The 16,921-nt window shown below is 36.4% G+C and carries 8 protein-coding genes; 7 read left to right on the forward strand and 1 reads right to left on the reverse strand.

Annotated elements, in window-relative coordinates; translation table 11 throughout:
* Positions 1–169: 169 nt before the first annotated feature.
* The 7 genes from WNY98_RS14375 to WNY98_RS14405 all read left to right on the forward strand — a co-directional run bounded on the left by WNY98_RS14375 (position 170) and on the right by WNY98_RS14405 (position 16,468).
* Positions 170–2,512: a DNA polymerase II gene (locus WNY98_RS14375; protein ID WP_342878215.1), complete on the forward strand. Its 2,343-nt coding sequence runs from the start codon at positions 170–172 to the stop codon at positions 2,510–2,512.
* 241 nt (positions 2,513–2,753) lie between these two features.
* Positions 2,754–5,642 carry a TonB-dependent receptor gene (locus tag WNY98_RS14380; protein ID WP_342876061.1) on the forward strand — a complete coding sequence of 963 codons (2,889 nt, stop codon included), beginning with the start codon at positions 2,754–2,756 and terminating at the stop codon, positions 5,640–5,642.
* 67 nt (positions 5,643–5,709) lie between these two features.
* Positions 5,710–5,952: a hypothetical protein gene (locus tag WNY98_RS14385; RefSeq protein ID WP_024593662.1), complete on the forward strand. Its 243-nt coding sequence runs from the start codon at positions 5,710–5,712 to the stop codon at positions 5,950–5,952.
* 1,540 nt (positions 5,953–7,492) lie between these two features.
* Complete coding sequence (locus WNY98_RS14390; protein WP_165721643.1) at positions 7,493–10,378, forward strand: TonB-dependent receptor; 2,886 nt, start codon at positions 7,493–7,495, stop codon at positions 10,376–10,378.
* 928 nt (positions 10,379–11,306) lie between these two features.
* Entirely contained in the window at positions 11,307–14,123 is a 2,817-nt protein-coding gene (locus WNY98_RS14395) for a TonB-dependent receptor (RefSeq protein WP_342878216.1), read from the forward strand.
* A gap of 167 nt (positions 14,124–14,290) precedes the next feature.
* Positions 14,291–14,593, forward strand: a complete 303-nt coding sequence (locus WNY98_RS14400) for an H-NS histone family protein (protein WP_007586043.1) — start codon at positions 14,291–14,293, stop codon at positions 14,591–14,593.
* Positions 14,594–14,716: 123 nt separating this feature from the next.
* Positions 14,717–16,468: a DEAD/DEAH box helicase gene (locus WNY98_RS14405; RefSeq protein ID WP_342878217.1), complete on the forward strand. Its 1,752-nt coding sequence runs from the start codon at positions 14,717–14,719 to the stop codon at positions 16,466–16,468.
* 35 nt (positions 16,469–16,503) lie between these two features.
* Here WNY98_RS14405 and WNY98_RS14410 read toward each other — a convergent pair whose 3' ends face one another.
* On the reverse strand, positions 16,504–16,839 hold the full coding sequence (locus tag WNY98_RS14410) for a ribonuclease E inhibitor RraB (RefSeq protein WP_024599771.1): 336 nt from the start codon (positions 16,837–16,839) through the stop codon (positions 16,504–16,506).
* Positions 16,840–16,921: the final 82 nt, after the last annotated feature.

Genomic DNA, 16,921 nt, shown 5'->3' on the forward strand with positions numbered 1-16,921 from the left:
TATAATTACAGTGCTATGGATTTTAGAGTTATAAGAGTGTAACTACAAGAAGTGATGAGATTAATTTAGCAAATAAAGTATCTGAGTGTTTATTTATGTTGAATGTATGGCTTTAAAGCATTTTGAATTAAGTAAAAACTTACATATATATGTATAAGGTTTAGTAATAATGTACTTAACAGCCGGTTTTATTGTTTCTTCTCATGCTTATGATACAGCTAACGGCATCTGCTACGAAGCGTGGTTTTGTAGTGATAAAGGGCCTATAAAAACGGTGTCGACTAACGAAAATGCGCTGTTTTTTATCAAAAGTAAAGATGCTGAAATAGCGAATGAAATATTAGCAGCTGAGTCACTTACCTTTAATATTAAAAGTCTTGAGTTAAAAAGCTTTCAGCAAGAAGATATGTCGGCCTGTTACTTCAAGTCACTTAAACACTTTTATTGCGCTACTAAAGCTTTAAAGCAGCGTGGAGTTGTATTATTTGAAGAAGATATTCGACCAATAGAGCGCTACCTAATGGAGCGTTTTATAAAAGGAGGTGCTTGGATAACGGGTAATGTATTTAAGCAAGATGGCTATACATTAATAACCAACGCTAAATTAAAAGCGAATGATGAGTATTCCCCAGCTCTTAATAAACTCTCGTTAGACATTGAATGTAACGAAAGTGGCGTTTTGTTTTCTGTTGGACTTGTGGGCTGTAATTTAGACTGTGTTTTAATGATTGGCGAGCCAGATAGAGAAGCTGCAAACCTAGAGTTTGATATTATTTGGTGTGTAGATGAGGCTGAGCTGTTAAGGGGGGTAGAGCATTTTATTAAGCTTAGCGATCCTGATGTCATAATTGGCTGGAATGTAATTGAGTTCGATTTTTCGGTTATTCATGAAAGAGCTGAAGCACTTGGGGTTAAGTTATTACTGGGTAGGGGAGAACAACCTTTATATGTTCGAAAAGGACACTTTACTCGAGTATCGATTTCCGGGCGATGTGTGGTTGATGGAATAGACACATTAAAAAACGGTACATATAGTTTTGAGAGTTTTTCTCTAGCTAATGTTTCAAATCAAGTGTTGGGTGAGTCTAAATTAATCGACACGGCTAATAGTTTGCAGGAAATTATTAGGCAATTTAACGAAGATAAACTTTCTTTAGCAAAATATAATCGACAAGATTGTATTTTGGTAAATAAAATTTTTGATAAATTAAAGCTACTCGATTTTTCTATTATAAGAACAAAGCTCACAGGATTAGAGCTTGAAAAAAAGGGCGGCTCTGTCGCTGCTTTTATTAATATGTATTTACCATTACTGCATCGCAGCGGTTATGTTGCCCCTAATATGGGCGATCATGGACTTACATTTGAAAGCCCAGGCGGTTATGTCATGGAGTCTATTCCTGGGCTTTATAAAAATGTCATTGTTTTAGATTTTAAAAGCTTGTACCCCAGTATTATGCAAACTTTTTACATTGATCCACTTGGATTAATAGAAGGTCTGCAAAATCCTGAACATAGTGTGCAGGGGTTTAATGAAGCCGTATTCTCGCGAGACAAACACCACCTGCCTCTACTCGTTAAAAGCTTAGCGTCTCAAAGGCAGTTTGCCAAAGACAATCAAGATAAAATGCTCTCTCAAGCAATCAAAATAATAATGAATAGCTTATATGGTGTTTTAGGCTCAAAAGGGTGCAGGTTTTACGATCCCAGGTTATCGAGCTCTATTACGTTAAGAGGGCACGAAATAATGCTACAAACTAAAAAGTGGATAGAAGATCTTGGTTATAGCGTTATTTATGGTGATACCGATTCTACATTTATTAAGTTGGATGATGAGCTAACACCAGATGAGTGTAATGAAATTGGTGTGTTTTTAGCTAAAAAGATAACTATAGATTGGATTAACGAGATTAAACAAACGCACAACTTAACAAGTCATTTAGAAATAGAATTTGAATCTCTTTATAGCCCTTTCTTTTTACCAACAATAAGAGGGAAGTTAGTTGGCTCTAAAAAGCGCTACGTAGGTAAATTAATTAAACCAAACGAATCAAAACTAGTATTTAAAGGATTAGAAACGGTAAGAAGTGATTGGACTAAACTTGCTCAACAATTTCAGTTCGATTTATTTACTAGTCTTTTTGATGGAAATTTAAACATAAATGACCTTGTAAAAGACTATACAACAAAGTTATTTAAAGGTGAGTTTGATGATTTACTCATATTAAAAAAGAGATTAGGTCAAAACTTAATCGATTATAAGAAAAATATTCCCCCTCATGTACAAGCAGTTAAAAAACACCAGAAAAAAAATAGCGAATTTACAGTTAATAGAGGCGAATTTGTTACATTTGTTTACACAACCGCTGGGGTTGAGCTGTATCAAGGCTTTCATAGCTATGACTATGCAATTTATGTGGAAAAACAGATTGTACCGCTAATTGAAATGGTCGATCTTATTTTGAACTGCAATGTTTGTTTTGGGTTAAATTATCAGGGTGAGCTTTTTTAATAATACCACAAATAGCAACATATCTGTGTTTTCATACTGTCCACATCTTATTTATTCTGGTTTGTTGCAATTTTAATTATTATATTCGCAAACATTTCTTTTTTTGCAAAGAGTTGTTAACTTTTTGTTGGCTTCTTGGTGTTTTTTGTTTATTATTTGCCTTAGTTGCTGTTAATCTTATGTAACTAAAATAATTAAATAATGATTACTACTATCAAGTAGTGACACCAGGGAGAATCAAATGTTAAACAATCAAGTAGCTAAAGCAGTGCGTGTCGCACTTGCATTTGGCGCAGCTTCAACAGCTGCATTTTCAGGTAATATAATGGCAGCCGAAGGCGCCGATAAAGTGGAAAGAATTGAAGTAACTGGTTCACGTATCAAAAGAACTGATATGGAAGGTGCGAATCCAGTACAAATATTAACACGCGATGACCTAATTGCTTCAGGTATTGGTAACGTAGGTGACATTCTTCAAGAAATTCCTTCAGTTGCTGGTGCTGGTACTAATGCTTCTGTTAATAATGGTGGCTCAGGCGCGGTGCGTGTATCTTTACGTGGTTTGGGTTCTTCAAGAACGCTAGTATTATTAAACGGCCGTAGAATGGTTGCGTCGGGTAGTGGTGCAAACTCTTCTGTAGATTTAAGTACAATCCCTACAGCAATTATCAAGCGAGTTGAAATTCTAAAAGACGGTGCTTCTGCAATATACGGTTCAGATGCTATTGGCGGTGTAGTTAACGTTATTACACGTGATGATTTTGAAGGTTTTGAAGCTACAGCAAGTTACGATGCTTCGACACACGGCGGTGATGGCGAAACTAAGAGCTACGATTTTACTGTAGGTTTAACAAGCGATAAAGGCAGCGTGGTAGCTAGTGCATATTACGTTCAGCAGGGTTCTCAGTCTTCTGGTGATAGAGACTGGTCTAAATTTTCTTTAGACATGGATCATACAGGTGAGCTTTCTAAAGGTGGTTCTTCAGCTCCACCATGGGGTCGTTACAACGGTATTGATGGTTCAGTAGCTGGTGAAGATTGTTCTTCTTTTACTCACGGTGCAGCTAATGGTCCAGGCCAATCAGATCCAAGCGATTTTTCTAATCCAACTGGTTATGATTGTTGGGATTGGGATAAAGATACTTACAACTTTGCTCCTGTAAACTTTCACTTAACTCCGGCTGAGCGATATGGTGTATTTGTTCAGAGTAACTATGAGTTTTCTGATCATGTTCGTTTCTTTTCAGAAGTTAGTTTAAACCGCCGTATTTCAGATACTAAGCTTGCTCCATTACCTCTAGCACCACTTGCGTTCTTTGGTGTGACAAATGCAAATTATTCTGCAGATAACTACTATAACCAACAATTTGGTCCTAAAGACAGAAATGGTGACTCAGTTGAAATTTCTGATTGGCGCCGTCGTATGGTTGAAACTGGCGGTCGAGATACTCAATTTCGCGTAGATACAGTTCGCGCAGTAGTTGGTTTTGAAGGCGATATCAATGACGATTGGGGTTATGAAGTTTCATACATCTTTGGTTCAAGTGATTCTACAACTAAACGAGCTGGCGGCGTAAACTTTGAAAAAGTTTCACAAGCCGTAGGTCCTTCATTCCAAGACGTTGACGGTAGCATTGTATGTGGAACTGTAGATGATCCTATCGCTGGTTGTACATCATTAAATGTATTTGGTATCCCAGGAACTGATACTCAAGTTACTCAAGAAATGTTAGATTTTATTTCGTTTGAAGCTCACGATTTTGGTTCAAACGAACAGCAAATTATTAGTGGTAGTGTATTTGGTAGTGCATTTGAATTACCAGCAGGTAGTTTAGGTATGGCATTTGGTCTAGAACATCGTGAAGAGAAAGGTGGTGATTTCCCTGATGCACTAATAGCATTAGGAATTACATCTGGATCTAGCCGTCAAGAAACATCAGGCAGCTACACTGTAGATGAGGCTTATGCTGAGTTTAATGTACCATTATTATATGACGCACCTTTTGCAAAAGTGTTAGAGCTAGATTTAGCAATTCGTTATTCTGATTATGATACTTTTGGCGATACTACAAACCATAAAGTAGGAATTAAATGGTCTCCTATGGACGGCCTTATGTTCCGAGGAACATCATCTACTGCATTTAGAGCACCTTCAACTTCTGATTTATTCTCTGGCGCATCAGATAATAGCCCTGAAGTTTCGGACCCGTGTGCTACTAACCCTACATCATTCTGTATAGCTGACGGCGTACCAGCAGCTGGTTTTGAACCTATTGGTGACCAATTATCTTCTACTCTTGGTGGTAACCCAGAGTTGCAACCAGAAGAAGCTGATATATTTACAGTTGGTGTAGTTTATAGCCCTGAGTTTGTTGATGGTTTATCTTTCACAATCGATTACTGGGATATCGAGCTGGAAAATGCAATTAGCTCTGTAGGCGAGCAGTTAATTTTAAACAAGTGTGCTGAAAGCGGTACATACTGTGATCAAATAACTCGTTATACATCAGGTATTTTAGCTGGTAACTCAAGTGACATTGATAACAGAAACATAAATGTTGGTGGTGTAGAGTCATCTGGTTACGATTTTAATGTTGCTTATACAACTGATACGTCAATTGGTTCATTATCAGCAAGCTTAGATGCAACTTACTATGACGACTACACAATAACTCAAGCCGACGGTTCAACACTTCAAAATGCTGGCTACTACCGCCGAAATAGTGGTGATGGTAACTTCCCTGAGTGGAAAACTAACTTCAATGTATCGTTAGCTCAAGAGAATTGGTCTGCAACTTATGCATTGCGTTACATTGGTGAGGTTGAAGAAAACTTTACAAATATTGACCCTGATGATTTAGCTGATGTTAACTCTTCATTTAGAACTGAAGCCGTTAATATCGGTGGTACTCTTGATTCTTATGATGTTATCAGAACCGTTGACTCACAAGTAATACACAATGTTCGCTTTAGTTACTTCCTTGATAACTACACAGCTACTGTTGGTATTAATAACGTATTTGATGAAGATCCTCCGTATGCAGCAACAGGATTTAACGATAATACTGACCCTCGTACTTACAATACAACTGGTCGTCACATATTCTTGACTCTTAACGCTAAGTTCTAGAGTTCAGAAAAACAACAATAAAGCGCTAATATTTATAATATTAGCGCTTTTACTTTAAGGGAATAAAATGAAAAAGCTAATCGTAATAATCATTTCAAGTTTACTATTTCTATCTGGTTGTAGTTCACTGAGTGAAGACTCTCTAAGCAGTAATGAAAATATGGTATGCGAAAAAATAGCGGTGACAGGTAGTAATATTAAAAAGCGTACATGCATGTCAAAAGAATTGGCAGAAGAAAGACGCAAAAAAAACCAAGAGGCAATGAGAGAAATTAACAAAAGAGGGAATATTTACCAAGATAGGAACTAATTTTACTACTAAGTTTAATTGCAATACTTTAACTTATGTTTGAAATCTTGATGTGTTAGTACTAATAATAATGCGGACAGATTATCTATATTAAGTAAACTATTTGCTATTAAACTTACCCCTCCTCCAGGCTACATTATTTAATCGAATGTCGACTATCTGCCAAACCTTGTTGACGTGGTAACTTTGTATTTAGTTGGTGTTTCCTCGTTTTTCAATAACGTATATTTTACAAAATTATTATATATGGCTTTCTTGGTTTGTGTTTAAGTGATTGATTTTAATGATAAGTGTATCAAGTTATTTATAAGGTATAGCTTTTTTATTCTGAGTAATTATAAATTTTAGTTTAGGACGTATCAAATACATGTAGCTTATCTGATAATTTTGCATATTTTAACTTTGATTTACCGGTTGATGTGATACTCAAGTGAATGTTATAAAATTAGTAATTAAAGAGATGGTTTCAATATTGTGAGAAAAAGTATTAATGAATAATATTGGCCAGTTAGTAACCGAATGTTTAAGTCTTACCTTCACAATTGAGCTCATAATTTACCCTCATTAAACAAACATTCATTAGTCGATGTTCTTTTCGAGTATAAAAATGATAATGAACATTTTTACGAGATATCAAAGAAAGTTTATTTATGATTTGCAGCTGGCTAGCTCAATAAATCAGGTTAAACACGATGTAGGTCAAATTACAAAATAATATAACCAAATTTATAATCTGACATGTGTATCCGATAGTTCTAAACTGAATTTTTCAAACAAATTAAATGCAGGCAGTAGTAGGTATTTACATAAAAGCCACACAGGTAGCCTAGTTATAATCTGCCTATCCTAAAAAGATCAGGATAAAATTTAAGTGATTACTTCAAAAGGTTTTTTCCACATATCTAAGTTCAAAAACATAAAATTTACAACTCAGATTGCAAAATAAGGAAGGAGTAAGTGATTATGTATGTTTACACATTAATTGGGTCAATTCCTATAATAAATTTTACAAGCATACTATAAGTCATATACTCGAAAAGACTAAAGTAATCACATATACATCTTATTGTTAAGGTATAAAAGTGAGGCTATCTAATTGATAGTAAGGTTTTTTATTTTACCTTAAATAAAAAAGACGCTTTTTTAAAGCTGCAGCTTTAGATAAGTCTACTAAATATGAATATTTTTATATATTTTAGCGATGCTTTGTTACAAATCTTTACAAAAACTCAAGTTGTTGTTATTTAAGTGTTTAATTTTAAGGTGATATAAGCTTTAAATATAAATATATTACTTTTTCAATAAAATCATCTACTTACTGTTGGTTTTATTGTAATAGTGAAAGGCACATTTGTTATTTTTGCTGGTTTAAAGTTAATAATGTGTTGACCTTTTTGTTTCTCTAGTACTATCATCCGTCACACAATACAGTCCTACTGTACCTTCATATAGGCATTTTTAGTCTTGTTAAGTGGCTTTATTGCGCATTAATTTTAAAAATTAAGCATAAATAATAAAATAGTATTCTAGGGAGAATCAAATGTTAAACAATAAAATTTCAAAGGCAGTTCGCTTAGCGATTGCTTTTGGTACAGCATCAACGGCTGTTTTCGCTGCAAATACAATTGCGGCAGAAGAAGGCGTTGAAAAAGTAGAACGTATAGAGGTTACAGGCTCACGTATTAAGCGTTTTTCAGAGGTTTCACCTACTCCTGTAACTACGATCACTGGCGAAGAGTTATCTAATGCCGGCATTACAAATATCTCAGATTTGTTACAAAAGCTTCCTTCATCTGGCGTAGGCTCTGCACCTACAACAACTACTAACACTATTTTTGGTGCGGGTATAAATACTACAGATCTTCGTCAGCTTGGAGAAGGTCGTACTTTAGTACTTGTAAACGGTCGTCGATACGTAGGTGCTTCTGTAGATAATCCTGCGGTAGATTTAAACGGCATTCCGACAGAAATGATTGAACGTATGGATATTGTTCATGGCGGCGCGTCAGCAGTATATGGTTCAGATGCAATTGCGGGTGTAGTTAATATTATTTTGAAAAAGTCTCAAGATACTATGGACTTCAACTACAAAAAATCTATTACAGAACAAAGTGGTGGTGAAGAAGAGTCTTTTTCATTCACGTTTGGTGGGGAAAGCGATAAAATAAGTTTTATTACGAGCTTATCTTACTCAGAAACAGAACAGCTTGAAGCTCAAGACCGTGACTTTCTTCGTAACCCAGTTTCTGGGATGCTAAACCCTGATAACGTTTCTGACACGGATGGAATTCCACAGAATATTTTAGCTACAGGTGAATTTGCCGGTTTGCAAACACTAGGTTATTACGATCGCGCAGGTGATGCATTCTTACCTGATGGCCATGTTGTATTTGGTGATAATGGTGAGTTTAGTCCCGTTATAGTTGGTGGTGTAACAAGACCTGCGCCGAATAATCAACTTAGATATTTTGGTGACGGCTTCTCTAATGGTTACAAATTTATTGAGCATCAAGATCTTGCAACACCACTTAATCGTTTCAATGTTTTTACAAACATAGTAAATAATTATGCTGATGATCATTCAATGAATTTTGAAGTTTCTTTCTCAAAAGCAAGTGCTTATGCAGAAAGTAGCCCAATTTTCCTTGCTGAATCGATTCGTTCAGATAATGCATTTTTGGACCCAGCTGCTAAAGCCCAATTAGATGAAGCTGGTAGAGATTCAGTTACAATTTATAAGCTCGCTTCGGGTTTTGGTAATCGTACCTATGAAGATGATCGCACAACACTTAATACAACTCTTTCTTTCCAAGGTTTATTACTAGAAGAGTTCGATTACGAAGTATATTTTAGTTACGGCCGTAATAAAAACGACACAACATGGAACGGTGAATTCCTTACTGAGAACTTTAATAAGGCTATTGACGCGGTAGAAATTGACGGAGCAATTCGTTGTGCTGACCGTGATTCAGATGGTTCTTTAGTTGGTGCGTTAGATGGTTGTCAGGCATTAAGCCTATTTGGTCTTAATGGTGCGTCTCAAGAAGCTTTAGATTACGTAACTACCTCAGCATCAATTTCTAAAGTTAAACAGCAGCAAGTTATTGGTGGTGTTATTTCAGGTTATGCTTTTGATATGCCTGCTGGTGGTGTTTCTTTTGCTTTAAGTGCTGAGCATCGTAAAGAAACTGGTTCTAATGAACCTGGTGCAGCAATGCAGAATAATCTAGTGTTTGGTAACTTTGTAAAAGCATGGGATGGTGAATTTACAGTTGATGAAATTGGTGTTGAAATGTCAGTTCCACTATTAGTGGATGCACCTTTCGTTGATTCATTAAGCCTTGAGTTAGCCGCTCGTTACATGGATTACTCTTCAGTTGGCGATAATGTAGCTTGGAAGGTAGGTTTTAACTACGCAATGAACGATGAACTTCGTTTCCGTGGTACAAAGTCTAAGTCGGTTCGTGCTCCATCATTATCTCAACTTTATTCTGCTGGTACTCAGTCATTTGCGTCTTACGGCGATCCATGTGACCAAACTAATATATCTACAGCGAGTGATAGCAAAAAAGCAAACTTAATTGCTAACTGTCAAGCAGCAGGTATTCCAAACCCAGGTACTACAGTTGGAGATTGGAGACCATCTGATGATTGGCGTAGTGTTACTCCGCCAAGTGTAAATTCTGGTAATGCAAATCTTCAAGAAGAAACGTCTGACGATACATTATTTGGTGTAATTTATACCCCAACTGAAAATATCACGTTAATTGCAGATTATTGGAGTTTTGACGTTGAAGATGCAATTAACTCTTTAGGTGCACAGCGTGTTATTGATGATTGTTACGAAGCGTCTAGTTTAGATAATAGTGCTTGTGACTTAGTTGACCGTGATCCTACGACTCTTGATATTTCTGAGGTTCGTAATGGACCATATAACTTAGCATCTTACTCTCTTAAAGGTGTTGATTTAGAAGGTACATACAAGTATGAAACGAGCTACGGTTCATTTAACTTCCGTTTACTAGCAAGTTACCTTGAGCATAGAGAGTTTAATACAGATGTTTCTAGCGAAGGCTATGAACCAACACCTACAGTTGGTGAAGTAAGATACCCTCGTTGGCAGGGTAACCTAACGGTAGGCTATACTTACGATGATTTATACGTAGGTATGATTGGTAAATACCGTCATTCAACAGTATTAGACAGAGAGTGGACTGCTGAAAATAACAACTATAATGATGTTCCTTCTTATACAGAGTGGTCAATAAACGGTCGTTATACTGTTAGCGAAATGCTTGAAGTAAGATTAGGTGTTTCAAACTTATTTGATATTACACCTCCTAGAAATCCTGGCACATACGATGATGGTGAGTTTTTCGACGTATACGGCAGACGTTTCAACTTAGGACTAAACTTACGTTTCTAATATCTTTAGTAAATAAGTTTATAAACGAAAGCGTTTAATATTAAAGCCTACTGAAATTTCAGTAGGCTTTTTTTATGTTTTCCTTTTCTCGTCCTGAAATGTGTTTATACCAACCGGCTCATATATGGGGTCTATTTAGCGATAAGTAAATTGCGCTATAACTAGGCAAAAATTTTTACATCTAGTTGATATTACGTTTCTTTACACAGGAAATTGTTGGATTTACTTAGAGGTTCTTCAGAAGTTTAAAAAACATAATGGATACCAACGAAAGATTATTTTTCATTACTTAAGCTGAAAATGTGGTGATTGGATATATTCTTGGGTAGTACAGCCCTCAACCTTGATGATATCTGATACGCCTATTACTATATTAATGGAGTGGTGCCTTAGTATCTTTGAGTTTTAAAGCTATCAGTATCCCCACATTACATCACACGTAATAACAGCGTTCACCTTACTTTGCCGTTCAAATATTAAGCAGTCGTTGCTACAACAATACCTTAGCTATTTTGGTTAGTTTGCAATCTATGCAGGGTTTTAGAAATCAATAAACGTACAGATTAATGGACTTTTCTTTTTAAAAAAGTGAAGTAATCCTTTATTCCTTTGCATGCTTTTACATCTACATGGTCTGGCGTTCTAGGAAAGTTAGTAACTTGTCTAATATGATATTTAGGTATGATTTCTTCTAAGTGTTACACATATTTAAAATCCGTTTTTTGCAAGCGATGCAATAATGCAAAAATGGCATCATGTAAGTTTTTTGTTTCTTTAAATCATTGTAAATAAAGGGGTTTATTTGATTGCGTAAGTGTTGACCTTTTGTATAAGTTAGGACTACTATTCGAATCAAAATAGGTACTGCAATTAAATGCAGACTGTTTTGAAGGCAAAATAATTAAAATAGTATTCTAGGGAGAATCCAATGTTAAATAATCAAGTTTCGAAAGCTGTTCGCTTAGCGATTGCTTTTGGTGCAGCATCTACAGCTGTTTTTTCTATGAACACAATCGCTGCAAACGAAGGTGTTGAAAAAGTAGAGCGTATTCAAGTAACGGGTTCACGCATAAAGCGCACTGATATTGAAACAACCGTGCCAATCACATCAATTGGCCGAAGTGATATTATTCAAATGGGTGCATTGAATGTAGCCGATGTTTTGAATCAATCTCCGGTCACTATTGCTGGTTCAAATCAATCAAATAGTGCATTTGGTACTACAGGCGTTGGTCTTAACACTACGTCTTTACGCAACTTAGGTTCCTCAAGAACTTTAGTGTTAGTGAATGGTCGTCGCTTTGTGTCAGGTGTTTCTCCTTCAAGCGGTTATGCGGTTGACTTAAATGCAATACCAGCATCAATGATTGAACGTATTGATATTCTTAAAAGTGCTTCTTCAGCAGTTTATGGTTCAGATGCTGTTGCTGGTGTTGTGAACATAATTACGCGAAGCGATTTTGAAGGTGTTGAAGTTAACGCTCAAACAGGTGTTTCAGATGAATCTGATCGCGAAAAATATTCTTTAAACCTTACTGCTGGTAATAGCTGGGATTCAGGTAGTGTAACAATTGCTGCTGGATATGATGATGATAAGGGTCTGAAGTCATCCGATCGAGACTTCTCAAGATATGATGAAGCTATATTTTTGAATGATGAAGGTGGTGAATATGTAGGTGTTCAAAACTCTTCATACCCACCTCAAGGCCGTGTTGGCGGATATAATGCAGATGGTACACCATATGTAGGTGATGAGAACTCATTCAATCGTGCTTCTTACAGACAGTTAGTGACTCCGCTTGAACGTAAATACGCAGCAGTTAATTTTAAACAAGATATTTCAGATAGTGTCCACTCTTTCACGGAAGTAAACTGGAATTCATCTAAAACATACAACTCGACTATTGAACCAACTCCTTTTACTACGGATGATGTATATCTACCTTCACGTGGTGGTGTTGGTGGGATTAAACTGGGAAGCCCTTTAGTTCCAGACCTTTTACGCCAAAATTTAATGTCTGATAATCCTGATTTAACAATGGATGATAATATTCCAACGTTAGTTCGCCGTATGGTTGAGTTTGGTGCTCGTTCAACAGATTTAGAGCGTGATACTATCCGTATTGCGACAGGTATAGATTGGGAAATTAATGACAACTGGCTTTTAAACTCTTATATTTCATGGGGTAAAACTGACCAACGCCAAGAAAATGGTGGTCAAATAAATGTTGAACGTGCTGCAAATGCATTGGATGTATACACTAACGCAGAAGGTAACGTCCAATGTTCTAATGATTTAGCAGTACTTCAAGGATGTGTGCCTTTAGATTTGTTCGGTGCAGGAACTTTGTCTGATGAAGCTGTTGCATATGTAAGATCACCTGCAAAATCTCAAGGTCAAGTTGAGCAATTTATCTTTTCAACAACCCTTTCAGGTGAATTACCAATTGAGCTAGAAGGTGGTATGGTTGGACTTGCTGTTGGTGCAGAACATCGTCTTGAAAAAGGTTCATACTCTCCAGGTGATTTAGCGCAAACTGGTGCTTCAAGTACAAATAAATCTGAGCCTACGAATGGTAGCTTCTACACTAACGATGTTTTTGTTGAAACTGTATTACCAGTTCTCGAAAATGTTGAACTAGATTTAGCCGCTCGTTATTCAGATCATGAAATTGTTGGTGGACAAACAACATGGAATGCAGGTGTACAATACTCTCCTACAGATACAGTAAAATTAAGAGCATCAGCAGCGCGAGCTATTAGAACTCCAAATATTGCTGATTTATTCGGTGGTAGAGGTGAAACATTTTCAGGTGTTGCGGATCCTTGTGATGCAATTACTGCATCATCAACAGGTAATGTAGCGGCTAACTGTCTTTCTATCGCTGAAGTGGCTAATCGAGTTGCCACTGAAGGCGCATTCAATTTAACAACTATTGAACGTCAAAGCACTGGCGGTTATGTTGGTGGTAATGAAGATGTAAAAGAAGAAACATCTGATTCATTTAGTGTTGGCGCTATTTGGCAAGTGACTGATGAATTTTCATTAACGCTTGACTACTACGATATTGCTGTAGATAACGCTATTGCTACCACTGCTAGAACAACTGTATTAAACCGATGCTACGGTGTTGATCCATCTGACTTTGATGCTACATGTGGTGGGGCAATACGTGATACAAGAGGTGCTTTGACAGAAGTTAGCTCTGGTACTAGCAATGAAAATGATTTAAGCACAAAAGGCTTGGATATTGAATTAAGCTACAAACAAGAATTTGCTTACGGGCAATTATCAGCTGACTTGATTTGGAATCACTTGTATGAGTATGCTGAAACATCAATTGAATCTGGTGAAGAGATAGATTACAGAGGTGAAGTATTAACGCCTACTAATCGTGCAAATTTGAATTTAGGCTATGCAGTTGATGACTTTACAGTATCATGGCGCATGAAGTACTGGGCAAGTTCAAATGATAGTAATATTGAAGGAAACCAAAATTTCTCAACTGGTGCTCCTTTAGACAAGTTTAATCGCTTTCCGACTGTTATTTATCATGATCTATCAGGTACTTATAACATCACTGATGGAACAGACGTTACTTTGTCAGTTCGAAATGTTTTTGATAAGCAACCTCCTGTAGCAAACCAAAGTTCAGTAAGTGGAGCATCAGGTATAAACACAGTTGGTGAAGCTTATGATGTTACTGGTCGTTATTTCCAGTTAAGCTTTACTACTAAGTTCTAATTGTTATTTATATAAAATGATAAAAGCCGCGATTTTAATCGCGGTTTTTTTATAAATAAATTTTATATACATTAATAAATTATGTGTCGTAGTTATTTTTGAAAAATACCCTTATACTAAAAAAGAATATTTAAATAAATCTAATCACACAATTTAGCGAGATATAAATGAAAGAAGTCCGATCTTTTATTAAAACAGCATCATTAACGGATCTTGAAAAAGCTCAACAGCTTATCAATGATGCAATTTCAAAATATACCCAGCAGCAAAAAGCGAAACAGGAAGTTTTGGATCTTTTAAAAGAAAAAGGACTTACGCTAGAAGATTTACAAGATGGAGCATCTGACAAGCGTACTAAAGTTAAGCCTAAGTACCGTATGGAACTTAATGGTGAGACTATTGAATGGACAGGCCGTGGCCGTCGTCCTAAAGCGTTTGAAGGTGTTGAGCTTGAGAAATTTTTAGCCTAAAGCTAAATATAAGAGAAGCTTCGGCTTCTCTTTTTTGTTTACCCTCAATAAAATATAATTTAAGTTTAAAACTCCCAGCTATTATTTGCTAAAATCTCCTTACTCAAACCTATTTGTTTTCCCATGAGCTATAAACTAAGACCTTACCAGCAAGAAGCCGTAGAACGCACCGTTTTACACTTTAGAAAGAGTAATGATCCTGCCGTTATTGTGCTACCAACTGGTGCAGGTAAAAGCCTTGTTATTGCTGAACTTGCCCGTATTGCTAAGCAAAAAATATTAGTACTTGCTCATGTAAAAGAGTTGGTAGAGCAAAATTCGCAAAAATATAAAAGTTTTGGTTTAGAGGCGAGTATATTTTCAGCAGGTTTAAAAGAAAAGTCATTAAACCATCAAGTAACGTTTGCTAGTGTGCAATCACTTTCTCGTAATTTAAATAAATTAAATGAGCATTATTCGTTACTTATTATTGATGAATGCCATAGGGTAAATGGGGATAAAAAAAGTCAGTACGGTAAAGTAATAAACAGTTTAAAAGAATATAACCCTCAGTTAAAAGTATTGGGTTTAACAGCAACACCTTATCGGCTAGGAACGGGGTGGATATACCATCATCATTATCATGGCTTTGTTAAAGGTACTCAAGAAAGTCCGTTTAAAAGTTGTATTTTTGAATTGCCGCTCAGGTATATGATCAAACATAATTATTTAACGCCGCCAAACGAAGTTGATGCAGCGATTAGCCATTATGATTTTTCGTCCTTAGATAGCAAAGCATTTGGGCAATATAAGACTGATGATATGAATGCGCTTTTAAAAAACAGTGAGCGCGCAACGAAAGCTATATTACAGCAAGTTATTCAATACAGTGAAGAGCGTGAAGGTGTTATGGTTTTTGCCGCCACGGTAATGCATGCTCAGGAAATATTAAGCTACTTGCCAGCTCATCAAAGCGCACTTATAACAGGTGATACGCCAAACACTGAGCGCGATAAAATCATTAAGCAATTTAAAGCTAAGCAATTAAAGTATCTAGTTAATATATCGGTACTAACGACCGGCTTTGATGCGCCACACGTCGATTTTATAGCTATTTTAAGACCTACAGAATCAGTTAGTTTATATCAACAAATTGTGGGGCGAGGTCTCAGGTTATCTGAATCAAAAACAGATTGCTTAGTAATCGATTATGCCGGCAATGGTTTTAATTTATTTCACCCAGAAGTAGGCGATAAAAAAGGCGATAGTGATAATGAACCTGTGCAGGTACTTTGTCCTGGCTGTGGTTTTGCAAATATATTTTGGGGTAAAACTGATTCCGCAGGAAAAGTAATAGAGCACTTTGGCAGGCGATGTAAAGGGCTGTTAGAAGATGATGATGGGCATAAAGAGCAGTGCGATTATCGTTTTAGGTTTAAAGAGTGTGAGCAGTGCGGTGCCCAAAATGATATTGCTGCACGTAAATGCCACGATTGCGGCGCGGTAATGGCCGATCCTGATGATAAATTACGTAATGCCTTAAACCTAAAAGACGCACTTGTACTTCGTTGTAGTGGTTTATCAGTAACTCAAATTAAAGATGAGCTCTTTAAAATAACGTATTTTGATGAAGATGGTGCAAGTTGCGATGAGGTATATAACCTGGCAAATAAAGGCGGGCAATTTATATTTAATAAGCAATTTGGTCAACGCGTGGGGCTTGGGCAAACACCGATAGACTTTAAAACTGCAGAGCAAGTAGTAAAAGCACAATTTGAATTAGTACCACCGGATTTTGTTATTGCACGAAAAAGTAAAAAGTATGGTTGGAAAGTGGCAGACAAGTTATTTGACTATAAAGGGAATTTTAGAAAAGCAAATCAGTTAAGCCGATAAGCTTAACTGATCGAGTACATTAGATTAAAAGGCAATCAAGCCTCGTCATCATCCATCAATCCCCAACCGTCACCGTATCCATTAAAGCTGTTAGCAATGCTTTCAATGTATTGCTCGGCTTGTCCAAGAAGGGTGTGCTCTGGCACCATTTGTACTTGAGTGATTACTTCCCAAACGCCAGTGTCTTTACATTTTCCAAGCTCAGTGTTTTGAACTAATGCATCAGAGACTATTTCTTTAGCAAATTTTTCAGCATCGGCTTCTTGTTCAAATAAGATAAAAAAATCGACTTGGTGCATTTTATTTAAATCAATGCCAGCAGCAGCTATTTCGGCTAAAAGTTGGCCGTTATCATCATCAGGGAATTGCATTAAAAACTCATTTAAAATTAATTTTGTATTCGTAGGCACTATTGTAACTAAAATATTGTCCTAACGCGTACTAATTTTCATT

Origin of the sequence: Pseudoalteromonas sp. AS71 (assembly GCF_038900275.1) — a bacterium.
GTDB lineage: Bacteria > Pseudomonadota > Gammaproteobacteria > Enterobacterales > Alteromonadaceae > Pseudoalteromonas.